Source organism: Devosia sp. (assembly GCF_040509215.1).
Taxonomy (GTDB): domain Bacteria; phylum Pseudomonadota; class Alphaproteobacteria; order Rhizobiales; family Devosiaceae; genus Devosia.
In genome coordinates, this window is sequence record NZ_JBEVLL010000063.1 from 1 (window position 1) to 7,641 (window position 7,641).

The window sequence follows — 7,641 nt, forward strand, 5'->3', positions numbered from 1 at the left end:
CTCGAGGAGGCGGATGAAGAGGCCGGAGCGGGTGACGCCGGAAACACGGCCTTCAAAGCGCGCGCCGATCTTCTGAGCAAGGAACTGGGCCAGCAGGCGATCCGAGGTTTCGCGTTCGGCCAGCATGGCGCGGCGCTCGGTGGCCGAGATGTGCTGGGCAATGCCCTGGAGCTTTGTGGCTTCCTGCTCGGTGAGGCCATCGTCGCCAAAGCCGAGGGCCTTGACGAGGGCACGGTGCACGATGAGGTCGGCATAGCGGCGGATCGGCGAGGTGAAGTGGGCGTAGCGGTCGAGGTTCAGGCCGAAGTGGCCATAATTCTCGGCGGAATACTCGGCCTGCGCCTGACTGCGCAGCACCATTTCGCTGACCTGCTCGGCATTGCCGGCCTTGCGAGCCTGGCCTAGGATGCCGTTGAAGTCAGAAGCACGGACGGAATCGGATTTTTTGACCGCGATGTCGAGACTGCCGAGGAAATCGCGGAGGCTCTGCAGCTTTTCCGAACTCGGTTCGTCGTGGACGCGATAGAGCAGTTCGCTCCGCTTCTGCTCCAGTGTTTCGGCGGCGGCGACGTTGGCCGCAATCATCATCTCTTCGATGAGGCGATGCGCTTCGAGGCGGTCCGGGATGCGAATGTCCGCCACCATGCCCTTGTCGTCGAGGATGATCTTCCTCTCCGGCAGGTCGAGATCGAGCGGGCCGCGCCTGTCGCGAGCGCCGGCCATTGCGTCATAGGCGTCCCAGAGGGGGCGCAGGATGGGTTCAAGCAGCGGGCCGGTCTTGTCGTCGGCATTACCGTCAATCGCTGCCTGGGCCTGCTGGTAGCTCAGTTTGGCCGCCGAGCGCATCAGGATGCGATGGAAGGTGTGGCTGATCTTGTGGCCGTCGGCATTGAGCACCATGCGCACGGCGAGGGCGGCGCGAGGCTCGCCTTCCTTCAACGAGCAAAGCTCATTGGAAATCCGCTCGGGTAGCATGGGCACGACGCGGTCAGGGAAATAGACGGAGTTGCCGCGCAGGTACGCTTCGCGATCGAGCGACGTGCCGGGGCGGACATAGGCCGCGACATCGGCGATGGCCACGGTGACCACGTGGCCGCCGGGGTTTTTCGGATCGTCGTCGGGCGCAGCGTGAACCGCGTCGTCATGGTCCTTGGCGTCGGGCGGATCGATGGTGACGAGCGGCAGGTCGCGCCAGTCTTCGCGGCCCTTGAGCGTTGCTTCTTTGGCCTCTTCGGCCTCGCGAATGACGCTGGTCGGGAATTTATAGGGGATTTCGAGATTATGGATCGCGATCATCGATACCGCGCCCTCGGAGGCGGGGTTGCCGATGACGGAGGTCACACGGGCGCGCGGAATCATCAGGCGGCCGGAAAGCTTTACCTCGACTTCGACGAGGTCGCCGTCCTGCGCTTCGCCGAGATCGCCGAGCGGAATGCGCATTTCCTTCTGCTTGCGATCGACGGGGATGAGGCGGGCGCCTTCATCGTCCATGCGGATGATGCCGATCTGGCCGCGACGGGGCTTGTCCAGCACCTTCATTGGCTTGGCAGTGTAGTGCGGGATTTCGTCTTCGCCGGCATCGATGCGGGCGAGGATGCGGTCGCCGGGCGCCGGGACGACGCGCGAATCCTTGCCGACCAGCACTTCGACGCGCGGCTTTTCGCCTTCTTCCGGGTTCCACTGAGCCGGGAAGGCGTGGAGTGCGTCGGGATCGGCGTCGGAGGGAATGTCGAGGACGGTCACATGGGGCAAAGCGGCGGTGCGGCGCAGCGCCTTGCGGGTGCGCGTAATGACGCCATCGCCCTCAAGTTCGGCCAGCATGGCCTTGAACGGCCGGCGCATATCTCCGCGAATGCCGAAGACTTTGGCGAGGTCGCGCTTGCCCTTGATGTCGGCGTCCTGTTTCAGGGCTTCGAGCAGTTGTTCGCGCGTGGGCAATTCACCGGCGCGCGGTTGTGCGCTGCGCTTCGGGCCCGAGGTGTTTTTTGGTTTTGGTTTTTTGGTGGTCATGTTGCCCGATATGTAGGGGATTGCGGGTGTTTTGCCAAATTGGCTCGCCACGCCGGGCAAAGGCCGCTTGAATGGGCGCTTCAACCCAAGGCGATTCCATGACGATTCCATTCTTCGACGGGCACAATGACACGCTGTTGCGGCTGCTGGATGACCCGCGGCCGAACAAGATCGAATTGTTCACCGAGGGCATGGCCGAGGCGAATATCGATCTGCCGCGGGCCAAGGAAGCCGGCATGGCCGGCGGGTTCTTTGCCATGTTCCCGCCGCCGCTGAAGACGAATTTGACCGCCGTGGCGGCAAGCCCAACGACATCGGGCGGGAAACTGCCGCCAGAGCTGGATATCGCCGAGGCGCAGCGCTCGACCAATGCCATGGCGGCGCTGATGTTCCGGCTGGAAAAGGCCGGGGCGCTGCAGGTTTGCCGGAGCGAGGCGGAACTGCGGGCGGCGATATCAGCGGGAAAACTGGCGGCGATCTACCACCATGAGGGTGCCGAGGCGATCGACACCGATTTCAATTCGCTCGAGGTGCTTTATGCGGCGGGCTTCCGCTCGCTGGGGATCACCTGGAGCCGGGCCAATGCGTTTGGGACAGGCGTGCCGTTCAAGCACAATGCCGACCCCGATATCGGGCCGGGGCTGAGCGATGCCGGCAAGGAGCTGGTGCGGGTGTGCGACCAGATGGGGGTCATGATCGACCTCTCGCACCTCAATGCCGCAGGTTTCCGCGATGTGGCGGCGATTTCGACCAAGCCCTTGGTGGCGACCCATTCCAATGTCTTTGCCATCTGCCCTTCGACGCGAAACCTGACCGACTGGCAACTTGCGGCAATCCGCGAGAGTGGCGGCGTTGTGGGGCTCAACTATGCGACGGGCTTTTTGCGTCCGGACGGCAAAATGGAGCCGGACATGGAGATCGAACTGATGGTTCGCCATGTAGACGCGCTGCTGGAAGCGCTGGGCGAGGACGGCGTGGCGCTGGGAAGCGACTTTGACGGGGCGGTGATGCCCGCGCCGATCAAGGATGTCACTGGCGTCCCCAAACTGCTGCAGGCGCTGCTGGACAAGGGCTATGGCGAGCCGTTGGTGAGGAAAATCGCCTTGGAGAATTGGCTAAGCCTCGTCGGAAGGACGATGGGCTAGGGGAACCGCGTCCCATGGGAGTCGTTTTCCCTGCTCAAAGGAGAACGGCCATGAACGCGAACGAACAAAGCATCGTCGAACTCGAAACCAGCTTCTGGCAATCCATGGTGGACAAGGACGCCAAGTTTGCCAAAACGCTGATCGCCAAAGACTGTCTGATCACCGGGCCTATGGGGTCGATGAAGATCGATCCCGATGCCTATGAGAAGATGACCAAAGAGGGCAAATGGACCCTCGACAGCTTCAAATTCAGTAATCTTGAAGTGATCTTCCCCTCGGACGATACGGCTGTGATCGCCTATAAGGTGCACCAGAAGGGCGACATGGACGGCAAGCCCATGGACCTCAAATGTGCTGACAGCACGACCTGGGTGCGCGACGGCAAGAGCTGGAAATGCGCCCTCCACACCGAGACCATGCTTGAGAACTGAAGAGTGACCCGCCTCAGAACGGCGGGTCTTCTTCCGTCACGGTCGCCTTGGCGGCCTTTTTAGCCGGTGCCTTCTTGGCGGCCGGCTTCTTTTCGGCGGTTGCCTTGGCAGCAGGCTTCTTGGCGGCGGCTTTCTTGGCCGGAGCTTTTTTCACCTTGGTGCCGGTTGCTGCCGCGCGGGCGTTGATCCACTCGACGGCCTGATCGAGCGTGACCGCTTCTGGGGCTACGTCCTTGGGGATTGTCGCATTGACCTTGCCCTGGTTGACGTATGGGCCATAGCGGCCGGCGCGGACGGTGATCGGGCCGTTGTCGTGCTCGAACGTCTGGATGGCTGCGACCGCAGTGCCGCCGCCGCGCTTGAAGCCGCCAGCGGCTTTCTGGGCGAGGAGGTCGACGGCGCGGTTGAGGCCGACGGTGAAAACTTCCTCGACATCGGGCAGGTTGGCATATTTGCCGTCGTGCAGGATGAAGGGGCCATAGCGGCCGAGACCGGCCGAGATGGGCAGGCCCGACTCGGGATGAAGGCCGACTTCACGCGGCAGCGAGAGGAGCTGCAGCGCCTTTTCCAGCGTCAGCGAGGCCGGTTCCCAACCCTTGGGGAGGGACGAGCGCTTGGGCTCCTTGCCTTCGCCGAGCTGGACATAGGGGCCGAAACGGCCGGATTTCAGATGCACTTCCTCGCCCGATTCTGGATCGGTGCCGAGGACGCCATCACCTTGGGCGGCTTCCGAAGACTGGCCGGAGGCCGCGTCGGAGAGCTGCATGGTGTGCTTGCACTCGGGATAGTTCGAGCAGCCGATGAAGGCGCCGAATTTGCCGAGTTTCAGCGACAGCTTGCCGGTGCCGCAGGTCGGGCAGAGGCGCGGGTCCGAACCATCTTCCTTGGGCGGGAAAATGCGGCTCGCGAGAAGATCGTTGAGCGCGTCGAGGACTTCGGAGACTCGGAGATCCTTGATCTCGTCAATATTGCCGTTGAAGTCTTTCCAGAAGTCGCGGAGGACCTGCTTGTAGTCGAGCTTGCCGTCGGAAATTTCGTCGAGCTGCTCTTCAAGGCCGGCGGTAAAACCGTATTCGACATAGCGGGTGAAGAAGCTTTCGAGGAAGGCGGTGACGATGCGGCCGCGATCTTCGGGGTGCAGGGCCTTGCCTTCAAGCCGGACATAATTGCGGTCGACCAGCGTCGTGACGGTGGCGGCATAGGTGGAAGGACGGCCGATGCCGAGCTCTTCCATCTTCTTGATCAGGCTTGCTTCGGTGTAGCGGCTCGGCGGCTGGGTGAAATGCTGCTCGATCTCGACCTTTTCAAGGTTCGGCTTGTCGCCAACCTTGAGCGGCGGGAGTTCGCGGCTGTCTTCGTCTTCACCCTCTTCGTCGCTCTTGGCTTCGACGCCGTAGAGTTTGAGGAAGCCGGGGAAAGTGACGACGGAGCCGACGGCGCGCAGTTCGACATTGCGGCCGGGGACGTTGACGGCGATGTCGACGGTGGTGCGGTCGATCTCGGCGGATTTCATCTGCGAGGCGAGCGTGCGACGCCAGATCAGGCCATAGAGCTTGGCCTGGTCGGCATCGAGCGAGAGCTGCTCGGGGCGCTTGAACATGTCCGTGGGACGGATCGCTTCGTGCGCCTCCTGGGCGTTCTTGGCCTTGGAGGAATAGACGCGCGCCTTCTCGGGCAGATACTCGTCGCCGTAATATTTGCCGATGACCGAGCGGGCCATTGCAATGCCTTCCGGCGCCATCTGCACGGCGTCGGTACGCATATAGGTGATGAGACCGTCTTCGTAGAGGCGCTGGGCGATCTGCATGGTGCGGCTGGGCGAGAGGCCGAGGCGCGAAGAGGCGTCCTGCTGCAGCGAAGAGGTGGTGAAGGGCGCGTAGGGATTGCGCTTTGTCGGCTTCTTTTCAACGTTGGAAACGTTGAACTGGCCGGCTTCGATGAGCTTTTTCAGCGCGGCGGCGTCTTCGCCGGTCTTGATGTCGAGCTTGTCGGTTTTCTTGCCATCGACCGAGAACAGGCGCGCGAGGAAGCTCTTGCCGCTCTGGGAGAGCGCGGCTTCGACGGACCAATATTCATCGGCCTTGAATTTTTCGATTTCGGCTTCGCGATCGGATACGAGGCGCAGCGTAACGGACTGCACGCGGCCGGCGGAGCGGGAGCCCGGCAGCTTGCGCCAGAGGATCGGCGACAGGGTGAAGCCAACGAGATAATCGAGAGCGCGGCGGGCGAGGTACGCGTCCACCAGCGGCATGTCGATGTCGCGCGGATTGGCCATGGCCGTCGTGACGGCATCCTTGGTGATGGCGTTGAAGACGACGCGCTGGACGGGCGTGTCCTTCTTGAGCGCCTTCTTCTGCTGCAGCACATCGAGAATGTGCCAGGAGATGGCCTCGCCTTCGCGATCAGGGTCGGTTGCGAGGATCAGGCCATCGGCGCCCTTGAGGGCAGCGGCAATGTCGGAAACACGCTTCTTGGAGGCCGTATCAACCTCCCAGGACATGGCAAAATCTTCGTCGGGACGGACCGAACCGTCCTTTGCAGGCAGATCGCGGATATGGCCGAAGCTTGCCAGGACTTCATAGCCCGAGCCCAAATACTTGTTGATTGTCTTGGCTTTAGCCGGACTTTCAACGACGACGACCTTCATGGATGACCCGTTCCGCAACGCTGTAACTGAGAGCGCGCAACATGGTGAAGCGAGACGGCGGTGTCAACGGGGACTGTTTTCCGGGGGTGCGTGGGTTCAGTGATGCCGGGCTGCAAACGCCACCTTTCTGCGCTTCCGGTGCTCACGTACCCTAGCGTACGCTGCGCTCCGGTTCTCGAAAGCTGCCATTTTCGCCTCGGCCTGACTGAACCCTCACACCCCCTTGTTCACCCGCCGCGAAGGGAAACAAGCTGCCCGGACGACCATTCGATCTCTCCGGCGAGATCGAATTCGAGGAGAAGGATCTGCATAGCCTGGGGCGAGATTTCGGTCTGGGCCAGCAGTTCTTCGATATCGGTGGGCGTTGTGGAAAGGGCGGTGCGTAGGCGGGTGCGCTCATCGGTGCCGGGAGGTTGATCGGCTGGAGTACTGATCTCGGGCTGCCATTCGGCTTCGAACAGCATTGTGCCCGAGGGATCTGCGCTGCCGATGCTGTCGATGATATCTGCGGCACAGGTGATGAGTTTGGCACCCTGTTGAATGAGAGCATTGCCGCCTTCGGCACGGGGGTCGAGCGGGGAGCCGGGGACGGCAAAGACATCGCGGTTTTGTTCGAGGGCCAAGCGGGCGGTGATGAGCGAGCCGGAGCGCTTGGCGGCTTCAACGACGACAGTGCCGAGCGATAGACCGGAAACAATGCGGTTACGTCTCGGAAAGTCGCGGGCGCGCGGCTCCCAGCCAAGCGGCATTTCGGTGACTAGGGCGCCGCCATAGCCGAGGATCTCGCTGGCGAGGGGGATGTTCTCGTCGGGATAGATGCAATCGAGGCCGCCGGCGAGAACGGCGATGGTGCCTGTGGCGAGGCTGGCGCGGTGGGCCGCGGTGTCGATGCCGCGGGCTAGACCCGAGACGACGACATATCCGGCTTCGCCAAGGTCGGTGGTGAGGAGCCGCGTCATCTTGGCGCCGGCGGCCGAGGCGTTGCGGGCGCCGACAATGGCGACGGTGCGGTGCCAGTCGAGGTTTTGGCCGCCGGCGATGGTCAGGAGCGGCGGGGCGGCGGGGATATGGGTCAGATGGTCGGGGTAGTCAGCCTCGCCCGTGGCGACGATGCGGGCATTGAGGCGGTCGAGCGCGGCGATCTCATCTTCGGCCTGGGCTTGAGACGTGATGCGGAATGGGCGACCGGCACTGCGCATCAGGGCGGGCAGGGCGTCGAGGGAGGCTTCCACCGAGCCAAAGCGATTGACGAGCTGGCGGAAGGTGACGGGGCCCACATTGTCGCTGCGCACAAGCCGCAGCCAGGCAGTGCGTTGGGCCGGCGTGAGCATGGGCATCACGCGGGCCCGCATGGTCAGCCCGCCTTCTTGTCGCCGCCGATGGTCGACTCGGTTCCGTTGAGGAGGCG

The 7,641-nt window shown here is 63.0% G+C and carries 5 protein-coding genes; 2 read left to right on the forward strand and 3 right to left on the reverse strand.

Translation table 11 applies throughout. The features are described from left to right. The coding region (gene rnr / locus ABW043_RS03505; protein WP_353919850.1) for a ribonuclease R at positions 1 to 2,010 on the reverse strand (2,010 nt) is incomplete at its 3' end. A 98-nt stretch (positions 2,011 to 2,108) separates the two neighbouring features. Here rnr and ABW043_RS03510 point away from each other — a divergent pair. Then, positions 2,109 to 3,155: a dipeptidase gene (locus tag ABW043_RS03510; protein ID WP_353919851.1), complete on the forward strand. Its 1,047-nt coding sequence runs from the start codon at positions 2,109 to 2,111 to the stop codon at positions 3,153 to 3,155. A 50-nt stretch (positions 3,156 to 3,205) separates the two neighbouring features. Then, complete coding sequence (locus ABW043_RS03515) at positions 3,206 to 3,586, forward strand: nuclear transport factor 2 family protein (RefSeq protein ID WP_353919852.1); 381 nt, start codon at positions 3,206 to 3,208, stop codon at positions 3,584 to 3,586. 13 nt (positions 3,587 to 3,599) lie between these two features. Here ABW043_RS03515 and topA read toward each other — a convergent pair whose 3' ends face one another. Then, positions 3,600 to 6,233 (reverse strand): type I DNA topoisomerase, encoded by a 2,634-nt coding sequence (gene topA / locus ABW043_RS03520; RefSeq protein WP_353919853.1) that lies wholly within the window; start codon positions 6,231 to 6,233, stop codon positions 3,600 to 3,602. A 227-nt stretch (positions 6,234 to 6,460) separates the two neighbouring features. After that, positions 6,461 to 7,585, reverse strand: a complete 1,125-nt coding sequence (dprA, locus tag ABW043_RS03525) for a DNA-processing protein DprA (RefSeq protein WP_353919854.1) — start codon at positions 7,583 to 7,585, stop codon at positions 6,461 to 6,463. Positions 7,586 to 7,641 lie beyond the last annotated feature (56 nt).

Excerpts from the sequence above, each read along its gene's own strand:
- ABW043_RS03510 (WP_353919851.1), top strand. The coding sequence starts at position 2,109 with ATGACGATTCCATTCTTCGACGGGCACAATGACACGCTGTTGCGGCTG.
- ABW043_RS03515 (WP_353919852.1), top strand. The coding sequence starts at position 3,206 with ATGAACGCGAACGAACAAAGCATCGTCGAACTCGAAACCAGCTTCTGG.
- dprA (WP_353919854.1), bottom strand. The coding sequence starts at position 7,585 with ATGCGGGCCCGCGTGATGCCCATGCTCACGCCGGCCCAACGCACTGCC.
- topA (WP_353919853.1), bottom strand. The coding sequence starts at position 6,233 with ATGAAGGTCGTCGTCGTTGAAAGTCCGGCTAAAGCCAAGACAATCAAC.